15 protein-coding genes are annotated in these 21,810 nt (G+C 37.8%); 6 read left to right on the forward strand and 9 right to left on the reverse strand.

Annotation, left to right across the window (positions count from 1 at the left end):
- Positions 1-71: 71 nt before the first annotated feature.
- Genes thrS through ACST15_RS01715 form a run of 6 tightly spaced genes read right to left on the reverse strand, consistent with a single transcriptional unit; the run spans position 72 to position 9,188 of the window.
- Positions 72-2,012 (reverse strand): threonine--tRNA ligase, encoded by a 1,941-nt coding sequence (thrS, locus tag ACST15_RS01690; protein ID WP_459452917.1) that lies wholly within the window; start codon positions 2,010-2,012, stop codon positions 72-74.
- Between the two features lie 53 nt (positions 2,013-2,065).
- Positions 2,066-3,181, reverse strand: a complete 1,116-nt coding sequence (locus tag ACST15_RS01695; protein WP_459452918.1) for a tetratricopeptide repeat protein — start codon at positions 3,179-3,181, stop codon at positions 2,066-2,068.
- Positions 3,148-5,958: a BamA/TamA family outer membrane protein gene (locus tag ACST15_RS01700; protein WP_459452919.1), complete on the reverse strand. Its 2,811-nt coding sequence runs from the start codon at positions 5,956-5,958 to the stop codon at positions 3,148-3,150. Before ACST15_RS01700 ends, ACST15_RS01695 begins: the two co-directional genes overlap by 34 nt.
- Entirely contained in the window at positions 5,949-7,364 is a 1,416-nt protein-coding gene (locus ACST15_RS01705) for an aldehyde dehydrogenase family protein (protein ID WP_459452920.1), read from the reverse strand. Before ACST15_RS01705 ends, ACST15_RS01700 begins: the two co-directional genes overlap by 10 nt.
- A 5-nt stretch (positions 7,365-7,369) precedes the next feature.
- The gene (locus ACST15_RS01710) at positions 7,370-8,119 is read right to left on the reverse strand and encodes a hypothetical protein (RefSeq protein WP_459452921.1); all 750 of its coding nucleotides are present in this window, start codon (positions 8,117-8,119) and stop codon (positions 7,370-7,372) included.
- On the reverse strand, positions 8,106-9,188 hold the full coding sequence (locus ACST15_RS01715; protein WP_459452922.1) for an AMP-binding protein: 1,083 nt from the start codon (positions 9,186-9,188) through the stop codon (positions 8,106-8,108). The genes ACST15_RS01710 and ACST15_RS01715 overlap by 14 nt, the downstream gene beginning before the upstream one ends.
- Positions 9,189-9,271: 83 nt before the next feature.
- Here ACST15_RS01715 and ACST15_RS01720 point away from each other — a divergent pair, with 83 nt between their 5' ends.
- The 5 genes from ACST15_RS01720 to ACST15_RS01740 are packed head-to-tail and all read left to right on the forward strand — an operon-like array spanning position 9,272 to position 13,484.
- Positions 9,272-9,721, forward strand: a complete 450-nt coding sequence (locus tag ACST15_RS01720; protein ID WP_459452923.1) for a DUF2452 domain-containing protein — start codon at positions 9,272-9,274, stop codon at positions 9,719-9,721.
- A gap of 3 nt (positions 9,722-9,724) precedes the next feature.
- Positions 9,725-10,549, forward strand: coding sequence for a 1,4-dihydroxy-2-naphthoyl-CoA synthase (gene menB / locus ACST15_RS01725; protein ID WP_459452924.1), 825 nt, complete (start codon positions 9,725-9,727; stop codon positions 10,547-10,549).
- A 1-nt stretch (position 10,550) separates the two neighbouring features.
- On the forward strand, positions 10,551-10,955 hold the full coding sequence (locus ACST15_RS01730) for an EVE domain-containing protein (RefSeq protein WP_459452925.1): 405 nt from the start codon (positions 10,551-10,553) through the stop codon (positions 10,953-10,955).
- 4 nt (positions 10,956-10,959) lie between these two features.
- The gene (locus tag ACST15_RS01735) at positions 10,960-12,576 is read left to right on the forward strand and encodes a hypothetical protein (protein ID WP_459452926.1); all 1,617 of its coding nucleotides are present in this window, start codon (positions 10,960-10,962) and stop codon (positions 12,574-12,576) included.
- A gap of 2 nt (positions 12,577-12,578) precedes the next feature.
- On the forward strand, positions 12,579-13,484 hold the full coding sequence (locus ACST15_RS01740; protein WP_459452927.1) for a class I SAM-dependent methyltransferase: 906 nt from the start codon (positions 12,579-12,581) through the stop codon (positions 13,482-13,484).
- Between the two features lie 6 nt (positions 13,485-13,490).
- Here the strand turns inward: ACST15_RS01740 and ACST15_RS01745 are convergent, their stop codons facing one another.
- The 3 genes from ACST15_RS01745 to ACST15_RS01755 form a co-directional block, all read right to left on the reverse strand.
- Positions 13,491-14,381, reverse strand: coding sequence for a bifunctional 5,10-methylenetetrahydrofolate dehydrogenase/5,10-methenyltetrahydrofolate cyclohydrolase (locus tag ACST15_RS01745; RefSeq protein ID WP_459452928.1), 891 nt, complete (start codon positions 14,379-14,381; stop codon positions 13,491-13,493).
- A 22-nt stretch (positions 14,382-14,403) separates the two neighbouring features.
- Positions 14,404-16,893 (reverse strand): type I DNA topoisomerase, encoded by a 2,490-nt coding sequence (gene topA, locus ACST15_RS01750; protein WP_459452929.1) that lies wholly within the window; start codon positions 16,891-16,893, stop codon positions 14,404-14,406.
- Positions 16,894-17,001: 108 nt separating this feature from the next.
- Complete coding sequence (locus ACST15_RS01755) at positions 17,002-19,221, reverse strand: DUF5686 family protein (RefSeq protein WP_459452930.1); 2,220 nt, start codon at positions 19,219-19,221, stop codon at positions 17,002-17,004.
- A 245-nt stretch (positions 19,222-19,466) separates the two neighbouring features.
- Here ACST15_RS01755 and ACST15_RS01760 point away from each other — a divergent pair, with 245 nt between their 5' ends.
- Positions 19,467-21,731: an aconitate hydratase gene (locus tag ACST15_RS01760; RefSeq protein WP_459452931.1), complete on the forward strand. Its 2,265-nt coding sequence runs from the start codon at positions 19,467-19,469 to the stop codon at positions 21,729-21,731.
- Positions 21,732-21,810 lie beyond the last annotated feature (79 nt).

A 21,810-nucleotide genomic window follows, 5' to 3' on the forward strand; every position in this document is an offset into this window, starting at 1 on the left:
TCGAAAGCTATATCAATTTTAACGCATTTGCAAACAAAAGAGTTTCAAGCAATTGATAATCGCCAATAAATCTATTTATCGTGCGTCAATTGTTGTATTTCATCCTGTGCAATAGCCATGAACGCATCTAAAGTCATAGAACCTAAATCACCCTGACCTTTTTTACGGATACTCACCAATCCTTCAGCTTGCTCTTTGTCTCCTACAATAATCATGAAGGGTACTTTGGAAACTTCAGCATCACGAATTTTACGACCAATCTTCTCATCACGGTGATCTACATAACCCCTTAAATCACGCTCTTGTAAGCGCAAATAGATTTCATTGGCATAATCCTCGTATTTCTCAGAAATAGGTAATACGGCCAATTGATCGGGGGATAACCACAATGGGAAATTTCCCGCTGTATTTTCAATCAAAATGGCCACAAAACGCTCCAATGAACCAAAAGGTGCTCGGTGAATCATCACAGGGCGATGTTTTTGGTTATCCGACCCTGTATATTCCAATTCAAATCGTTGAGGTAATTGATAATCTACTTGGATGGTACCCAACTGCCATTTTCTTCCCAAGGCATCACGTACCATAAAGTCTAACTTAGGGCCGTAGAATGCAGCCTCGCCATATTCTACCACATAAGGTAGGCCTTTTTCTTGGGCCGACTTAATGATTGCAGCTTCTGCTTTTTCCCAATCCTCGTCGCGACCAATGTATTTTTCTCGATCTGTTTTATCTCGTAATGAAACCTGGGCTGAAAATTCATTGAAACCTAATGCCTTGAATACATATAGAACCAAATCAATCACTTTCATGAATTCATCTTCAACTTGGTCTGGACGACAGAAAATATGTGCATCATCCTGAGTAAAACCACGAACTCGCGTAAGTCCATGTAATTCTCCGGATTGCTCATAGCGATAAACTGTACCAAACTCTGCTAAACGCAAAGGTAAATCCTTATAAGAACGTGGTTTGGTTTTATAAATCTCACAGTGGTGAGGGCAGTTCATCGGTTTCAACAAAAACTCTTCTCCTTCATCCGGCGTATGAATTGGTTGAAATGAATCTTTACCGTATTTAGCATAGTGACCTGAAGTCACATACAATTCTTTACTACCAATATGAGGAGTCACTACAGGAGAATAGCCTGCACGTACTTGGGCTCTGCGCAAGAAGTTCTCCAATCTTTCACGAAGTATCGTTCCTTTAGGTAACCACAAAGGTAAACCTAGGCCTACTTTTTCAGAGAAAGCAAATAACTCCAGCTCTTTTCCTAATTTTCTATGATCACGGCGTTTAGCTTCTTCCAACAAGAATAAATACTCTTCTAATTCTTTTGCCTTAGGAAAAGTAATGGCATAGATACGGGTCATTTGTTTACGCTTCTCATCTCCACGCCAATAGGCGCCTGCTACACTCAATAACTTGACCGATTTGATAAAGCCCGTTTGAGGAATATGTGGTCCACGACATAAATCCGTAAAGTTGCCTTGGGTATAAAAGGTAATTGAGCCATCCTCCAGACCTTCTAAAAGTTCTAGTTTATACTCATCATCTTTCTCTTGGAAATAGGCGATAGCATCAGCTTTGGCAACTGGTTTACGTAAATATTCACTCTTTTGGCGGGCCAATTCAAGCATTTTGTCTTCAATTTGCTTAAACTGATCACTTCCAAATTCTTTACCTCCTAAATCAATATCATAATAAAACCCATTTTCAATAGCCGGACCAATACCAAACTTGGTTCCTGGATATAAAGCTTCAATCGCTTCTGCCATTAAGTGAGCAGATGAATGCCAAAATGTCTTTTTACCTTCGGTATCATTCCAGGTTAATAATTGAACTTGCGCATCGGATTGAATAGGAGTAGAGGCATCCACTACTTGATCATTCACTTTGGCAGCCAGCACATTTCTTGCTAAACCTTCTGAAATTGACAAGGCAATTTCCATAGGCGTTACACCTGAATTATACTCACGGATATTTCCGTCGGGAAAGGTAATTTTTATCATTCGTACAAATTTTATGCAATTTACAAATTAAGCAGGAATATTAGGAGCGTATTTTAATTTTCAGGAGTCTCTGTTGACAAACTATCCTTTTGAATGTGGGTGGAATCTGAATTTCGATTCATTAATCGATATCGTAGACTCTTAAATCGATTATCAGCAGGGTATAATCGCTGGGCTGAATCCAATAAGGCTATACTTTTCAATCTTTCTCCTAAATAGAGCCAACAAATCGACTTGGTAAACAATGCTTCCGTGTTGTAAGGACTTCCTGAAGGCACTTTGTCAAAAAAGGCTATTGCTTTGTAATAATCCCTGTTTTTGAAATAAAAACTTCCTAATTCAGCATATAAACTTGGGTTATTGGGAAAAGCGGCCAAAACACTAGCATACACCTTTTCTGCTCTTGGAATTTGATGAATCTTTGCCAAAAATCTAGCCCAATAACGTAATAAATGTGGGTCATTGGGAAATTTCTTCCTTGCCGCTAAAAGTTGAGCTTGATAATCGAGCATCGCTAACCTATCGCCTTGATGCTGAAAATAGAGTCGAGCCAACGGCGTTTCGGAGAGATAAACCTGACTACTATCTCGAACCGTTTTTAACCAGGTTAGGGTATCGCCTACAGAAAGATTACGTAAAGTATAAACATACACTCTATCCTTAGGAGAAAGCCCTACTTTTAAACTTTTAGCCAAATAGTAATTAGCCATTTTAACTTGACCTTGCTGGGCATATATTTCTGCCAATAAAATCCATAAACCAGGGGTAGCAAAGCCTGCTTCCTCCAATGATTTAGCATCTTTTAATGCCTCTGTATATTCTTCTAAATGAAAATGAAGCTGAGCTGAAAGAAATAAATAATCTAAATCCCCAGATTCAATCTGCAAGGCTCGTTGAATATCTTCGGATGCCAAGATATATTTCCTTTGTTTAAAATAGGCCTTAGAACGTAAGTAATATAGCGAAGAAGAAGGCTTATCCTCAAGAAGTGCACTAATATATTGAATCACCCGTTGAGGATCCTCACCTTTTAAAAATGCCGTAGCCGGAGGTATTTTTTCGCCTTTTGAATCCTGATTTGTTTCACAGGAGAACAAAAGAATGCTGAAACCCAACAAGCCTATACAAGAAACAATTAAAATCCTATATCGATTACCAAAGGATACCACTCGATTTGCTTTGTTTGAGATTTATATAAACAACGTACTCCGATTTCAAATGTTTGGGAAAAACGCATCAAGTGAAATTGGGAGGACAAATCTACACCGAATGATTGGAAAGTGGTGGTGGTTGATCCATCTTTTGCGATATTTTCACCTTGTGAAGCATCAAAAAATATATTTCCTTTTAATCGCTTTACATACAATAACCTACCCACATTAAAATCGGTATTGGCAATAGGAAACTTATAATCTGCTGAAAATGTATACAATCGATTATACAAAACAGTGGTATAACCACGAGGTAATGCTAAAGTACTGGCAAATGTATAATTTCCATTAGATTGTTGCTGGTATGCCCCACGCAAGGAAATACCATGGTGCCTAAATAATCCAGGAACAAAAGTTTTTAATTGAACAGACCAAATTTCAGACTTCAAATTTTGGCTAAAAGGAGTTCCTTGCCAATTAAATCCAAATTGATATCCCCAAGGTGATTGTACGTCCCAATAGGCCCTATTTAATAATTTAGAATAGAAAATAGCATATGTCATGGATGAATACATGCCATTAAATGCTTCATTTTTATATCTCAATGGCAAATCATAACCATCGACTTGAAAAAAAGAATACGTAGTAGACAAGGTTAAAAATTCTGAAAAGGCCGAATGAGTTAAATTAATTGGTAAGCGAATGCCTACATCGCCTTTAGTTTGGGTCCATCTGTCTGTTCTTAAACTATCTAATGGAGCTTTTCTATCAATATACAAGCTGGTACTTCGCTGACTACTTTGAAAGGAGGCATCTAAAATGGGATATAGCCCTTGATAAGAAAAACGGGCAAATTGGGTACCCGATCGTTCATTAGGGTCAAATTGATATCCTAAGCCCGCTTGGAAGGTATTGGTGATATTTTTAGATAATAGACTGACTTCCAATTGATTTCCTTGAGCAGCAATTAGCGGTCCCCAAGAATACACATTAAAAATGTTCCATTTGGAGTATTTTTGAGTAGCATAAGCCGGTCTAATTTCATCGAATGGTTTTTTTACTGGGTTGCTTTCTAAAGTATTCCAGGCATGATCACTTAGTTTTTTCTCTACAATAGCGTCTCCTGAGGCACGATAAGTTTGAAAAATAACCTTTTCGTTATTCCAACTTTGAGCAGAATATGCACCAAATGGAGCATTGCTGATAACCTGTTTTTGATGTTTCTTTAGATGAATACGCACAATTTGATCAATTCCATTGACGGGCTCATTAAAATAGACATAATCCCCCTGCAAAAAAGGAGAAGCAATGTTGTTACTTCCTAATGGAATTTCATGAAGCAAGTTTAAGCGCTCTAAATCCAAAATTCGAATCGATTTTTGATATTGTTTTTTGACAATGAAGACGATTCTATTCAAATCTGCTAATCGGGCATGAAGTACTTGTTCTCCAGCAGCAATATGTATTTTTTTAAGCAATTGCCTTGTTTCTACATCCAAAAGCAAAAGGTGCGAGGAACCAGCATTATTTTGAACAAGGGTTAACACTAATTTCCCATCTTGGCTTAAAGAGGGGTTTAACCATTTTTCATCACCATCCCAAAAAGTCTTTTCTTTGGTTTCTCGGTTGAATAATACCAATCTAGTACCTTGTTTTTGTCCCCATCGAGGATCAAATTTAATTTCAGACCAAACGATCCATTGCGAAGTGGCAGATAACATATTCATTTCTGCCATCGGACCTATTTTGCACAATACTTTTTCTTTTCCATGGCTTATTTCTACTAGAACAGGAATTGTAGAAAAACCAGATTTAATAGCGACAAAAGTGTTTTCAGAAATCCAACATGGAAATTTATAAGGAGTAAAACCTTTGGAGACTTTTGGACTGATTTGTTCACCTGGCTCAGTCTGAGATATTTTATTTTTTTGAATAGAATCCCGTAATTCCTTCAAAGCCAATTGACTAAAGCGGTCGATACTTAAACCTGTCTTTTTCTTCAAAACAGAAGAAAAAGCGAAAGGATAGGGGCGTTGCAAGGCATTTTGCCAGATTAAACCAATGGCAGAATCACCCTGTTTTTTTCGAATATATTGACTTAAAAATTGACCAAAAATATAATGATTAGGGACAAATTGTCGATATGACTTACCCATCAATTTTCCATAAGAAGGTATTCCATATTCGGTTAAATAGGCATGCAAGGGCAAATAAAACTCAGGGATTTTACTTCTACCCGTTGGGTTTAATTTTGTTTCTGTCTCTACCGCGTCACCTTCCCAAAGCCAATTAGGAATAATTAAATTGGAGTACAATGCTTGACCATTACTCCCCCATAAACTTCTAAAAAACTTAGCTAAACCTTGTCGACCTAACTCGTTTTGAAACATGTGCCTAGTCTCATGACTAACCAACATCTCCAACCACTCATTCGTCCCAACTAAGGCAGGATTTTGGGTAGGAATAGTAAAAAATTCAGCTCTGGGGGCATTTAAACTAACAAATCCATTGGAATATATTCCCCTATTTTGAAGTACAACTTTCCAAGGATGAAGTTTACTTGGTAGTGTTTTTCCAACCTGATTGACATGTTTTTCTAGGTAATAAGCAGTCAATTGAGCTAAACTATCTGCATCATTGGGATAAATAATTTGTATCGGCTGATTGGGTACATGAATGCGTTTCCATTGAATCGATGCTGGATTTTGATCTAATAGGGCATAATTTAATTGAGCCTTAGAAATAAAACATAGGCCTAAAACCAACCAAACAATAAATAATTTCTTTAAAGCCATTTTAGAATAAAATCAAGCATCCAACGGACCTTTAAATGATAGGGAGGATATAAAAATTTCATCATTCGACTATGTTGAACTAACACAGATTTTTGATTAGAAAACTCAATAAATCCATATTTACCACCTGTTTTACCTATTCCTGAATTATTTACACCTCCAAATGGAAGCTCTCCATGTCCGTAATGTATCAGACAATCATTTACTACCACACCTCCGGAGCTCGTATTTTTTAGGATATGCTGAGTAAACTCTTCTTGTTCAGAAAAAATATAAAGAGCTAGTGGCTTTTCTTCTTTCGCTAATTGGTCGATAATTTCCTGTTCATCTTTATATACCAAAATGGGTAGAATAGGACCAAAAATCTCCTCGCGCATGATGTTCATATCATGGTGACAGTTGGTCAATACGGTTGGGGCCATGTAACAGTCCTTTTCATCCGTTTCGCCTCCAAATAATACATTCGCACCATGAAGTTTAGCATCTTCTAACAAATTCACGATTCGATTAAAATGCCTTGAGTTGACAATCCTAGCATAATCTTTACTTTGCTGAATACCTTTTTTCTCGGGATTATAAAACGTGTTAACTGATTTTTCTAAGGCCTCTAGAAATGCGAAATAATGCCTTTCATGAACATATACATAATCTGGAGCAATACATGTTTGCCCATTATTCAAAAATTTACCCCATGCAATTTTTTGTGCTGATGCTTCAATATCCGCTTCTGGCCCTACGATAGCGGGTGATTTACCTCCCAACTCTAGGGTTACCGAAGTAAGATGCTCAGCGGCTGCTTTCATCACTAATTTCCCAATCATGGGACTCCCGGTAAAAAATATGTGATCAAATTTTTGCTCCAATAAATAAGTGGAAACCGATGCATCTCCCTCAAAAACAACCACTTCACTTCGATCAAAAAGGACCGTAATCATCTTTTTTATGAAGGAAGACGTCGCAGGACTTAATTCAGATGGCTTCAATATTACGGCATTACCAGCAGCGATGGCCAATAGTAGGGGGCAGATGGCTAAATTGAAAGGGTAGTTCCATGGAGCAATGATTAAACACATACCTTTGGCTTCCATTTGGACGTAACCTTGGGTACCTAAAAGTAGAAGAGGAGTATCTACTTTTTGCGGTTTCATCCAAGATTTCAGATGTGAGCAGATATGATCAATTTCTCTTTTTACTCCCAGCAACTCTGCTAATATTACCTCAGAGGAAGGTTTTTTAAAATCATCATACAAAGCATCAAACAATTCCTTTTTATGAGAAATCATGTATTTTTCAATGGATCTCAATTTTTCAATACGTTCTTTATACGTCGTATTTTTAAGACGTGATAAGGTAGATTTTTGAATCCAAAATACTTCTGCAATTTGATCTTCTGTTGATGAAACCATGGATTTTAAGTCTTAAATATTTCTCTTAAACTGTTTTCTAAACCATCAAAATACCGATTGTTACCAGAGGGCTTTCGTAAAGAATCCCCAGCTACATACCATAAACCATCACCAGGATAAACCGCAAACGACTGGGTATTCTTCAATTCTTCTTTAGCTTTATCCGATTGAAAATCAGCTATATAAACGGTATTCATTAAAGCTTGTAAACGATCCCAATCCGAAATTGTTTTTAAAACCGATCCTGATTCTTGATAGGTAAAGTTCAGGTGTTGAAAAGACAACTCACCTTCAATCCTTACCCATTCGTCTAATTCATTTTTAAACTGAAAGCCCAGAAACAAGGGCAATTCTCTACCTGCGGTTTCGAAAATGGATTGAATAAACTCTTGAATTAAGTTTTCTTCAATTTCAAGCATTCTAGGCACTTTGGTGGTACTGTTAGGATATTCCAACATGATGAAAGGTTCTTCATCCCTTGGCTTACAAGATCCCGATTTATAGGTATCAAATCTAGCGGCTAATCTTTGTTGCCATGCTGGCGAAATACTTCCTTTCCAAGTCCAAGTTTCTTCAGTTGGTAAGCCTTCCGCCAATAATTCTTCTTTTGAAAAATCTTCTCGGTCAGTATATTGTATTTCTACGTCCAAAGAGGCATTGTCGGAGCCAAACTCAACAAATCGAATCAAGGCTTCGAAATGATAGGGAGCCGGCACATTATTGGCACTCTCGTAAAATAAATTAAAATTTGTCATGGGCAGAAGATTCTTTGGATAAGGATTGGAGATACAAAGCTACCGTTTTCAGGTTATCCAATTTACCATTTGAATTAAATAAGAAGTTTGGTAAGTAAATAATCAACTTAGGAATTTGTTTTGAGGACAAATGACGCAATAAATATTGCCTTAATGGGGCATCTAAAGCCAGATTCAATTTTGATTCTATAAAAAGAACAGCTATTTGACCATATACTTTATCGGGTATACCAGCTACAAATGAGCGATTAGAAAGCCCATTTTTAACAAAATATGCTTGAATATGCTTTTCAATAAGGCTGGGCATCAATTTCATTCCACCGGAATTGATGATAAAATCCTTACGTCCTAATATCCTGAAACTTTGATCCTCCCTTAATTCCGCTACATCATTGGTTTCAATCCATGCATTTGAAGTAACACTGGATTTTATGCATAAACAAGCATCCTGATTCAATTTAAGTTCCACCCCTGGAAGTGGGCGCAGGTATTCATCTATTTCTAAAGAAATGGGTCGATAGGCGATATGCGAGACCGTTTCCGTCATACCGTAAGTTAAATATATAGGGAAAACTTGCTGTTTGGCCAGATTTTCAATATCGATAGAAATGGCGGCACCGCCTACTAAAACTCCTTTGGCTTGTTGAAAAGACAGACATAAGGACTCATTTTGCAGAATATATTGCAACTGTGGGGGAACCAATGAAGTCAAATGAAAAGAAAAATCAGTCGGTATTTCAGGTTGATTACTTGGTTCTATGATGACAAGCTCTAAATCCCAAACCAAGGCCCGAACAAGCACCATGGCTCCTCCGATAAATTTAACAGGTAAACATAATAAGGCCGTATTACCAGCTTGTAATCCTAACCATTGACCCGTTAATTGTGCTGAATGCAGCATTTGATCCCGATGAATTCGAATAGCTTTGGGATGCCCCGTTGAACCCGAGGTATGGAATTCAAACCACTCATTTCCAGCATTCCATGACTGACAAAATTCGATCACCTCAGTTTCAAATGGAGTGGATGGAATGGGGAAGGAATTGGACTTTGGAGAAATTACCAGCATATATTCAATGAATCATTCCAAAATTAACCAAACATTCTCTAATTTTGAGGGTTACAGCTAGGATTTACCTTAATTAATTGAGCATGTCTGAAGATCCTTTCTTGAATCCCATCAATCCTGATAAAGTCGCCCAAAACCCTGGACTTTTACCTTATGCCCATACAGCGGGCTCAGCCGTTATTAAACCGGAGGATATGGGGAAAACCAAGGGGCGTTCGGTGAAAGCGATGAGACAGCAGACGGATCGACAAATGAACCAGCTGTACGAGCAGATGGAAGTTTTGGCGAAGCAAGCCAAATTATTAGCAGAAAGAAAAGAAATATCAGAAAGGATTTACGATGCAGCTATGGGGTTTGAACCCATCATCAGTGAAACCTACTATTTATACGAAAAAGAAAACGGTACGGATTTATTATCCTTGGTAGCCCCTCATGAATGGGGTCGCTCATTTAAATATAGCCGATTTTTAGCCAAAGTAACTTTATTAGCAGACCATACCTGGGATGTGATTTACAACCAAGAAAACGAATAAACCATGACATCAAATTTTCCCTGGAAAACGATCAAGGAATACGAAGAAATTCTATTTCAACAATACAATGGAATTGCCAAAATTTCCATCAATCGTCCGCATAAACACAATGCTTTTACCCCAAAAACGGTACAGGAGATGTCGGAAGCCATGGAATTAGCCCGACAAGACACCTCGGTAGGTGTAGTAATTTTAACGGGTGAAGGAGGAAAAGCCTTTTGTTCAGGTGGTGACCAAAGTGTGCGTGGAGATGGGGGATATGTTGGACAAGATTTAGTACCTCGATTAAATGTTTTGGATTTACAAAGACAAATCAGAACCATTCCTAAACCGGTTATTGCCATGGTGGCAGGCTGGGCTATCGGTGGTGGCCATGTATTGCATGTGATTTGTGATTTATCCATTGCCGCAGATAATGCGCGTTTTGGACAAACTGGACCCAATGTTGGTTCTTTTGACGGAGGCTTTGGCGCATCTTATTTAGCCCGGGTAGTAGGTCAAAAGAAGGCTAGAGAAATTTGGTATTTATGCGACCAATACGATGCACAGGAGGCACTTCAAATGGGCTTAGTAAATAAAGTAGTTCCTTTGGATCAATTAGAAGCAACTACCATTTCATGGTGTGAGCGCATTTTAGAAAAAAGTCCGATTGCATTACGTATGCTTAAATCATCATTTAATGCTGAATTAGATGGTCAAGCGGGTATTCAAGAATTAGCAGGAAATGCTACTTTACTCTATTATTTATCGGATGAAGCGAAAGAAGGTAAAAATGCCTTTTTAGAAAAAAGAAAACCTGATTTCTCTAAATTCCCAAAATTTCCTTGATATGAATCATTGGTTAGTAAAATCAGAACCGTTCAAATATTCTTGGGATGATTTCGTTAAAGAAGGTAAATCAGTTTGGGATGGGGTAAGAAATTACCAAGCTAGGAACAATATGATGGCCATGAAGAAAGGGGATTGGGTGTATTTTTATCATTCCAATGAGGGCCTAGAGGTGGTTGGATTAGCTGAAGTAAGTAAGGAACACTATCCTGACCCCACTACCGACGATCCACGCTGGGTGGTCGTTGAATTAGTTCCCATTCGAAAGTTTAAAAAATCCGTCACACTAAAACAGATGAAATCAGATGAACGTTTGAGCAACTTGGCCCTAATTAAGCAGTCTAGACTTTCTGTAACACCAGTTGACAAACCCGAATTTGATATTATCATGAGCCTAACAGAATAATATTATGAAACGTTTTCTTCCATTCAAGCTATTTCTTTTTTCTAGCCTTCTAAGTATTCTTATTTTTCAAGCTAATGCCCAAGTTGGTAAAAGAATTGAGTTTCCAGTAGGAGGAAAGGACTTGGAATCTTTTACCATACCCATTGGTAATCAAGGAGTTATTATATTAAATCAGTTAGGTAAACAAGAGTTTAGTATACAAAAATTCTCCACTAACTTGGAACAAGTCTGGTATACCAATGGAACCATTGATAATGGCTTGGATTATGTTAACCATAGTTTCGATGGAAAATCACTTAACCTGCTTTTTAGTCGTTTTAAGAGTAATTCCTACCAAATTGTTCGTGTGAATGTATCCAAAGGTAGTTATGAGAAGTTTCAAATCTATTCCGTGGACCGCATGGAGATTTCTAACTTCAAAGCCTTGAATGAATCACTGTTCATTGGCGGTATTGTAAATAATCAACCTGTCATTTTATTTACCAATTTAAAAGAAAGAAAAACGCGTATACTCCCAGCTGTGGTTAAAGGGCAAGCTGAAATTCAGTCCATGGATTTAGACTCCATACAACAACAAGTAAATGTTACGTACTCTGTTGGAAATAGAGCTAAAAATTATCAATTAATCATCAAATCTTTTGATGAAGATGGTGGACAAATCGGGCAAATCATCATGAATCCCAACGAGGAATTTGCTATGATGAATGCCAAATCAACACAGTTAAATGACTCATTACAAGTAATTGTAGGTACTTATGGCCATAAAACAACCATTGGCTCATCCAAAGGACCTAGTTCGCAAGGAATCTATTTTAATTCATATTTGGATGGCGAATTACTGCAATCTAAATTTCATAGCTTCACCAAGTTTTCCAACTTTTTCAACTTTTTGACGCCTAAACAAAAGGAAAAACAAGAAAAGAAAATCAAGGATAAAGAAAGTAAAGGGGAAGATCTCCGATTGGATTATCGCTTATTAATTCATGAAATCATTAAAAAGGGCGACCATTACATAGTTGTGGCAGAATCTTTTTACCCAGATTATAAATACAATAATTTCGGTCCATATGGCACCATGATGGGACTAGGAGGCTTTTATTCTCCCTGGAGCATGATGTATAATCCGTACCGTTGGGGTTATGGATATTATGGATTATACTCACCTTATTCCAGCTATTACAGTCCATGGGGCTACCGTGGATTTAATTATTATGGTAATCAACAACAATTTGATGGTTGGGTTTATACGCATGCTGTGATCGTTGAATTGGATGAGAAAGGTGATATTTTGTGGGATCACTGCATTGATATGAAAGATTTAAAAGAACCAAAATTGATTCAAAAGATCAAAACCTCCATTCAAGGGGATCAAATCGTACTTTCATTTAATTTGGACAATCAAATTATCACCAAGACAATTCGAAATCAAGGAAGGTCAGAAAGTGAGAGTATTCAAAACATTAGCACGGATAATGAAGGTGATAAAATCAGGAGAAGCAGTAGTTCTGAATTAAATTATTGGTTTGGGCCATATTACCTAGCCAATGGTTATCAAACGATCTCCAATGAAGAAGGACGTAGGTCCGTATATTTTTTAAATAAGATAGAAATCCAGAAATAATTTTGAAGCAGTCCACATCCATTACCATTGAAACTCCACAATTTTGGGGAGAAAATTATCAGTTAATCGACTCAGGTGGATTTGAAAAGCTGGAAAAATTTGGAGAATTTACCGTTAGAAGACCTGAACCTCAGGCTATTTGGGCAAAATCCCTCACTGAGAATGATTGGCAAAAATTAAGTCATGCTCATTTCAAAAAAGAAAAAGGAAGTCAAGAACGTGGCCAATGGGAGATAAAAGGAAAAGTACCAGACAAATGGTTTATGCCATATAAGTCAGAACGATTGAATTTATCGTTTAAAATATCCTTATCCTCTTTTAAACATGTAGGATTATTTCCTGAACAAGCCTCCAACTGGGAGTTTTTAGTACAAAAAATTCCATTATTTAAAAAAACAAATCCTAAGTTCTTAAACCTATTTGCTTATACCGGCGGAGCGAGTTTAGTGTGCCGACAAATGGGAGCGGAAGTAACCCATGTAGATTCGGTAAAACCGGTTTTATCTTGGGCCAGGGAAAATATGGAAGTTTCCAAATTAGATGGCATTCGTTGGATGGCGGAAGATGCCTTAAAATTTGTCAAAAGAGAGGCTAGGAGAGGAAATTTCTATCAAGGTATACTCTTAGACCCACCCGCCTATGGACGTGGCCCAGACGGTGAAAAATGGGTTTTGGAAGAACAAATAGAAGATTTATTATTATCTGTCAAGGAAATTTTAGATCCAGCTGAGCATCTCTTATTAAGTAATGTGTACTCGCTTGGATTTTCTACTTTGGTCGTAGAAAATCTCATGAATGGTATTTTTGATGTACCTTCTTCTGCTGAATCTGGAGAATTATATTTAAATGACAATAGCGATAAAAAGCTTCCATTAGGAGTTTTTCATCGCTATTATAATCGAGTATAAAGAAGATTAATTTTTAGGATATATCGTTCCTTTAGCTGCCAGCAAAGTGTTTTTCATCAATGAGACGATGGTCATAGGACCCACTCCTTTGGGTACTGGGGTGATATAAGAACATTTAGGGGCAACATCGGCAAAATCGACATCTCCTTTCAATGCAAAGCCAGATTTTTTGCTTGGATCCTCTACACGCGTTAAGCCTACATCGATGACCACAGCACCTTCTTTGATGTGAGCGGCTTTGATAAATTCAGGCTTTCCTAAAGCAGCAATCACAATATCCCCTTGAGCACAAATTTCTTCTAAATTTGGAGTTCTTGAGTGTGTCAAGGTCACGGTACAATTCCCCTGAGGATGATTTCTTTGCATTAAAATCGACATAGGTAAACCTACTATTTGACTTCTTCCAACCACCACACAATGCTTTCCTGAAGTTTGAATATTGTAATAAGCTAATAAGTCCAATACCCCCTGAGGCGTGGCAGAAATATAGGCTGGTAAACCTTTGGCCATTCGCCCGATATTGATTGGATGAAAACCATCAACATCTTTTGAAGGATGTATGGTCTCCATGACTTTGTCCGGATTAATATGATCTGGTAATGGAAGTTGAACAATCAGTCCATCCATGTCAGGATTATCATTTACGCCTTGAACGGCGGCCAATAATTCAGCTTCAGTGATCGTCGGGTCAAATCTTAAAAGGGTAGAAGTGAAACCTAATTCTTCGCAAGACTTCACTTTATTGGCTACGTAGGTTTCGGATGCACCATTGTTACCCACTAAAATGGCAACTAAATGAGGCGCTCTTTGACCTGCTGCTACTAATTCTTGCACTTCTTTGGCAATCGAGGCCTTCATTGTCTCAGAAACAAATTTGCCATCAATAATTTGACTCATACCCTTTAATTAAATGTTATTACTACTTTTTTCTAGCTTTTTTGGGAGCTGGTGCTTGTTCTCCTAGCTCTAAACATTGTTCCAATGTTAATTCTGCAGGATTCTGATCTTTAGGGATCTTGACATTACGTTTACCAATTTGAATATATGGACCATACATGCCATTAACGATCTTAACCTGGTCATTTTCAGCAAATTCTTTAATGAATTTATTTGCCTCTAAATTTCGCTTAGCCAAAATAATTTCAATCGCTCTTTCGGATGTTAAACTGGCCAAATTATCCGTTTTACCCAAGGAAAAGTATTTACCAGCATGTTTTACGTAAGGACCAAATCTTCCTTTTCCAGTGGAGATTAATTCATTTTCAAAAGTACCCAAACTTTCTGCTTCGGCTACTTTTTGAGCAGATTCTAATACACGAATGGCCCCTGGCATATCCAAAGTAAATGGATCTTCTGTATCAGGTAAACTCGTAAATTTACCATCATACTTGATGTATGGACCTAATTTTCCGGCACCAATAATCAAAGGTTTATCTTCATAAATCCCTACTTCACGAGGTAACTTCGGACGCTCTAATAATGCAATGGCCTCTTCTAAAGTTAGGTTGCTGATGGACTGATCTTTGGAAAGATTCGCAAAAACAGGTTTTTCCTCCTCACCAGATTCTCCCAGTTGAACGAATGGCCCGAATTTGCCCAATCGAACGGAAATTTTCTTTCCAGAAGTAGGATCAACTCCCAATTCTCTTCCTCCACCTACGGAACTACGAGAAATCGATTTGCTATCTTCAATGGTCTGGTGAAAAGAACCATAAAAGTTTTTCATCAATTGCGTCCAAGCTAATTTACCTTTGGCGACATTATCAAACTCATCTTCCATTTCAGCCGTGAAGGTATAATCTACTACTTCTTCGAAATTCTCGACTAAAAAATCGGTAACCAAGGTACCTATATGAGTTGGAAATAATTTAGCTTTTTCTGTACCTACTATTTCAGTATTCTTTTGACCAACAATCTCCTGATCTTTTAAAATCCATGTTTGAAACTCCCTTTCTTTACCAGGACGATCTTCCTTTACCACGTAGGCTCTTTTGATGATAGTAGAAATGGTAGGTGCATACGTAGAGGGGCGACCTATTCCTTTTTCTTCCAAGGCTTTTACTAAACTAGCCTCTGTATAGCGAGCTGCAGGCCTAGAAAAACGTTCTTGCGCTTTTAGTTCAGCCAAATCAAGTACCTGTCCGATGGATAAGGGAGGTAACATATCTTTGTTTTCATCCTCCTCTTCCTCATCTTTTCCTTCCAAATAAGCTTTTAAGAACCCTTCAAAAGTAACTACTTCACCTTGAGCAATTAATAATTCAGAAGTACTAGAAATTTGAATTTGGGCCGTCGTACGTTCAATAACAGCCTCCGACATCTGAGAAGCTATGGCACGCTTCCAAATCAATTCATACAAACGTTTTTCACGTGCATCACCAGAAATGGAATTTACTTCAAAGTCTGTTGGACGAATGGCTTCGTGGGCCTCTTGTGCGCTTTCACTCTTGGTTTTAAACTGACGAGCATGGTGAAATTTAGCTCCATAAGCCGCCTCAATGGCAGCCTTAGCTTTATCTCTTGCTTCTTGGGATAACATAGTTGAGTCAGTACGCATGTAAGAAATACGTCCCGATTCATATAATTTTTGAGCAATTTGCATGGTAGTAGCCACGGAATAGCCCAACTTTCTAGATGCTTCTTGCTGTAAGGTTGATGTCGTAAAAGGCGGCGCTGGTGATTTTTTAGCGGGTTTAGTTTCTAAACTCTTGATGCTAAAATCAGCCCCCACACATTTCTTCAAAAAGGCCACGGCCTCTTCTTCTGTGTTAAAATTCTTAGGTAATTCAGCTTTTAACACTTTTTTACCTGGCAAATTAAAAATGGCTGAAATCTTATAGGTCCCTACACTTTCATGCTTCTCGATTTCTTTTTCTCTTTCTACAATCAGTCGAACCGCCACAGACTGAACACGTCCGGCAGAAAGTCCTTTTTGAACCTTAGACCAAAGAACAGGAGATAGCTCAAATCCAATTAATCGATCCATGATTCGGCGAGCCTGCTGGGCATTCACCAAATCCATATCTATCTTACGAGGAGCTAAAATGGCGTTTTGGATAGCCGATTTCGTTATCTCTCTAAAAACAATTCTTTTGGTGTCGTCTTTTAGACCTAATGCCTCTTTTAAATGCCATGAAATGGATTCTCCCTCACGGTCGTCGTCAGTCGCTAACCAAACTTCCTCAGATGATTTTGCTAAACTCTTCAATTCCGAAATCACCTTAGTTTTATCGGGTGAAATCACATAGGTTGGCGTAAAATCATGCTCAATATCAATTGCCTTATCACCCTTGATTGGGAGATCTCTCACGTGACCAAACGAAGATTTCACCACAAAATCTTTACCCAAATACCCTTCGATGGTTTTAGCTTTTGCAGGCGACTCCACGATGACCAAATTTTTTGCCATTCTATTAAATTGAATTATGTATACTAAAAAATGACCTCAAATATACTTGCTTAAAATGAATTTCTAGCGAATGATTTTGAAGCAATGAAAAAAAATCTATTAGTTCAATCAATCTGGGATGTTTCCAATCCGAATTCTTGAATTAAGATTTAATCGTAAACCTACGTAATTGAATTTCCCATTGATGAAACTAGCAATCGCCTCCAATCGGAAAATTTTAACTAGACCATCTAAACCGTAACCTACTTCTGAATATAAAAGTTTTTGATTATTGATAAACACGGTATTGGCGATTAAAACTTCTTTTACATAGGACTTTTTCATACCCAACAAGGGCTTTAACCAAAGATTTGAAAATTGGAATAAGGATAATCCTTCCACATATGAACCCGCAGTGCTGTAGGCATAATGATTCACGTTCAAACGCTGATTCGCTCCTGCAGTAAAATTTTGATAATAACCCACTAAACGATGGGAGGCCAACATTTCTCCTGCCAGAACTAAATTCATGGTACCATTATAATGCTTAAAATCAATAAAATTTTCTGGAGCTTGTCCAAGAAATGTACCCGCATTGATAATAAAGCCAGATTTTATCCAAGGAGAGAGCGCTAAATTTTGTAAGTAGGAAACTTCTAACATATTAAATTGAGCTGATGATTCGGCTATTCCTTTCCAGCCTGCCCGGTATTTAAATAGAATTAAAGGTGAAGATCCCCATTCACTTTCACGAATATGATTTCGATAATATTGAGTTAAAAAAGGTCTAAAACCCAAGGTAACTTGACTTATAAATGCCTTATAAGTTGAGAAACCTTCTTGTGGATATTCCGAATTTTGAGGATTATTCGTTGTGAATTTTCGATTCAAATAATTGAACCAATAGTAGTCAGTCGTATTATCCATTTGGCTTCTACGTGCCCATTCAACACTTCCTTTAAAAAAGAATTTAGAGGAAAAACGCTTTATCAAGGCTAAATTCCAAAACTCCTTACGGTAGATTTTCATTTGATTGTTTTTCAACAAAAGCGTTGACAGCGTATTCATTTCAGGAGAAATTGAATTATCCGGATTCATTTGTTGGACAAAATCCCCCTGAGAAATGGATATATCAAAAGAATCTGTCTTGTACCTTAATTTCACATAGCCTGTATTTCGATTCAAACCAAAGGAACGTCTTCCTAAAAATTCAGCTTCCAAAAATTGATAACGGGCCCATCTTTTCCGAAACAAAAGACTAGCATTTGCCACAAAACCTTCTGCCGTATTGAAATTTGAATCAAATACAGGCGATTTATAATAGATTTCAAAAGGATAAAAATCTTTTTGTCTAGATCCGAAATAAAAGGACTTTGAAAAAATTAATTGATTTAAAGAAAAAGGACTTCTTCGTAGGGTATCGATGGAGGCCTCCAGGAGATTGGAGCTCATAGATCCTTGAAAAAATTGGTCATCCTGCGTATTATGTTGGACTTCTTCACGCTTCACATAACGAACGGAATCCATGGTAATGAGCCCACTTTGAGGGCGCGACTTCCATTTTCTCAATAGGGATTGATGAAAATTTCCTAATAATTGGGTGGCAAAAACTTCATCAAAACCTATTTCTGCGAAATTTAATCGCTCATTTATCTGATTCGGAACCTGAAAGTTAGCATCAGCTTTCCAGCTTTGGGGAGCTTGCTGCACTTCCTCTTGTAGAATAAACTCACCGTAATTACCCATTAGCCCACCCGATAGCTTAAAGTATGCGGCCTTGGGTAACCAAGCCTGGTTTACCCATTGATGCTGCAAATCCATGTAGTAGAATATGGCATCAGATTCTACTTGAGCTTCCCATCGAATGATCCAGCCTGAATGATTTAGAGTTAATTTACCACTAAATAATCGATCTCCCGTGGAGGTAGGTTTGACTTGAAATTGATAACCTTTTTGTCCGTCCACTAAAGTATCACCCGAATATTCATAAGAATAATAATCTCGTCCTTGGTAATTTAAAGGTGATACACAATTGGTTCCAATAAAATCCTGGTAGAAATCAGGCCAGAAAAATAGGGTAGGCCTTGGATATTTTTTATGGAAACCTTTGACATCAATGATTTCATGAATCATTTGATTCAAGCTTTTGACATATACTTTAACATGCGTCTGATTTCCGTACCATTGACCTTCTTGTATACCTTCATTTCTTTTAAGTCGATTTTTAGCTAAACCAATCACCTGATTAAAGCGACCTTTTTCTTTGGTGATGACCTCGGCTGAAAATTGACCCATCAATGCACTATGCTGAGGAGCTAATTCCATGGCCTTGTTAATCAAGGTATCCATCGAACTGCTTTTTTGACCGAAAGCGAGGTAGCAGGCGGAAAAATACAGGAAAAAAGAAAAAGAAGAAATCAGTTTAAATCTCAATTCGGGCCAATCAAGGTTAAAAAATTACTCGGTAAAAAGTCAATTAAAATGTAAAATTCACAAAAAACTGCTTTAAAGGAAATGATATTTACAAAAAGTGGCAAAAAGGTGGCAGTAATCTATTAATTTTACGAACAATTTATTAAAACCAACATTGACTCATGGCCTTTGATATTGAAATGATTAAAGCTGTCTATGATCGCATGCCGGCTAGAATTGCCGCAGCACGTGCATTGACAGGAAAACCGCTTACTTTAACGGAAAAAATACTTTATAGTCACTTGTGGGAAGGAACACCTTCTAGCACATTTACTCGAGGAGGTTCTTACGTAGACTTTGCTCCAGATCGTGTTGCAATGCAAGATGCAACGGCTCAAATGGCCCTTTTGCAATTTATGCAAGCAGGACGTCCGCAAGTTGCCGTTCCTTCAACCGTACATTGTGACCACTTAATTGAAGCTAAAGTAGCTTCTTCTACCGACTTAAAAGTGGCAGTTGACAAGAATAAAGAAGTTTATGATTTCTTATCATCTGTTTCAGATAAATATGGTATTGGATTCTGGAAACCAGGAGCTGGTATCATTCACCAAGTTGTTTTAGAGAACTATGCCTTCCCAGGTGGAATGATGATTGGTACTGACTCACACACAGTAAATGCTGGTGGATTAGGTATGATCGCCATTGGTGTTGGTGGTGCTGATGCATGTGATGTCATGGCAGGTTTAGCTTGGGAGTTAAAATTCCCTAAGTTGATTGGAGTTAAATTAACAGGAAAATTAAATGGATGGACATCCGCTAAAGATGTTATCTTAAAAGTAGCAGGTATTCTAACGGTAAAAGGTGGAACAGGCTGTGTAGTAGAATATTTTGGAGAAGGTGCTACTTCCATGTCTTGCACAGGAAAAGGAACCATTTGTAACATGGGAGCGGAGATTGGTGCTACTACTTCCACTTTTGGTTATGATGACTCCATGGCTCGTTATTTAGAGTCAACAGGAAGAGCGGATGTTGCAGCCTTAGCCAATGGTATTCGTGAACACTTAACAGCTGACCCGGAAGTATATGCAAATCCTGAAGCCTATTTTGATCAAGTTATTGAAATTGATTTAGATACTTTAGAGCCACATGTAAATGGTCCATTTACTCCAGATTTGGCTACACCTATTTCTAAATTAAAAGAATTAGCCATTAAAAATAACTGGCCTACAAAAGTAGAAGTTGGTTTGATAGGTTCTTGTACCAACTCTTCTTATGAAGATATTGCCCGTGCAGCCTCACTAGCGAAACAAGTAGCAGCTAAAGGTTTAAAAACAAAAGCCCAATTCACGATTACCCCAGGTTCTGAGCAAGTACGTTACACCATTGAAAGAGATGGTTTTATCTCAACCTTTGATTCTATTGGAGCAACTGTATTCTCCAATGCTTGCGGACCTTGTATTGGTCAATGGGCTCGCCCAGGTGCTGAAAAAGGAGAGAAGAACACCATCGTTCACTCATTTAACAGAAACTTTGCCAAGCGTGCTGACGGAAACCCGAATACCTATGCTTTTGTGGCATCACCTGAAATTGTAACGGCTTTGGCCATTGCTGGTGATTTAACGTTTAATCCTTTAACTGACACCTTAACTAACGAAAAAGGAGAGCAGGTGAAATTAGAGGCACCGACAGGTGATGAGTTACCGAAATTAGGTTTTGCTGTGGAAGATGCAGGATATCAAGCTCCTGCAGCGGATGGTTCAGGTGTTCAAGTAAAAGTTTCGCCTACATCTGACCGTTTACAATTATTGGCTCCATTCTCAGCTTGGGAAGGAACGGATTTGAAAGGATTGAAATTATTGATTAAAGCTAAAGGAAAGTGTACTACTGACCATATCTCTATGGCTGGACCTTGGTTGAAATACCGTGGACACTTAGACAATATTTCTAACAACATGTTGATCGGTGCTGTGAATTTCTTCAATGAAAAAACAGACAATGTGAAAAACCATTTAACAGGAGCTTATGGTGCTGTACCTGATACTCAACGTGCTTATAAAGCGGCAGGAATTGGAACTATCGTAGTAGGAGATACCAATTATGGAGAAGGTTCTTCTCGTGAACATGCAGCTATGGAACCGCGTCATTTGGGAGTTCGTGCTGTATTGGTAAAATCCTTTGCGCGTATTCACGAAACCAATTTGAAGAAGCAAGGTATGTTGGCTTTAACTTTCGCTAATGAAGCTGATTACGACAAAATTCAAGAAGATGATAGCATTAATATCATTGGTTTGAATGAATTTGCTCCGGAAAAATCATTAACGATTGAATTAGTACATGCTGATGGAAGCAAGGATAGTTTCCCAGTAAATCATACGTACAATGCTCAACAAATCGAATGGTTTAAAGCGGGAGGAGCATTGAATATCATTCGTGCTTCGATTAAATAAAGTATAAAATTGTAAAAGGGCGCAAAATTCACTAGTTTTGCGCCTTATTTCAGATAAACACCACCATTGTTCCTTAATT

Source organism: Aquirufa sp. Wall-65K1, assembly GCF_054558475.1.